General features: G+C 53.1%; 1 protein-coding gene. It reads right to left on the bottom strand.

Going from position 1 to position 305, the window contains the following annotated elements:
- On the bottom strand, positions 1-305 hold a 305-nt coding region (gene nadA, locus A6X21_RS25850), incomplete at both ends, for a quinolinate synthase NadA (RefSeq protein WP_165603654.1).

The raw sequence follows: 305 nt of genomic DNA on the forward strand, positions 1-305 counted from the left end.
TCGGGGTGGGCGGCAACAGGAACGCCGGGATATTGCGCCTTCAACTTCAAAAGCTCGGTTTCCGAAAATGCCTCATGCACAATGCATACACCCGGCCACAACAGCATCTCACGGTTGAACTTGCGGGCAAGATAGCCGCCAAGATGTCGGTCTGGACCAAAAATAATTTTCTGCTCTGGCGGAATTTGGCTCAGGATTGTTTCGGCGCTGCTACTAGTCACGATGATATCGGACAGCGCCTTCACTTCAGCGGAACAATTGATGTAGGTCAGCGCGATATGATCAGGATGGGCCGCACGAAACGC

It is taken from the genome of Planctopirus hydrillae (assembly GCF_001707835.1).
Taxonomy (GTDB): domain Bacteria; phylum Planctomycetota; class Planctomycetia; order Planctomycetales; family Planctomycetaceae; genus Planctopirus; species Planctopirus hydrillae.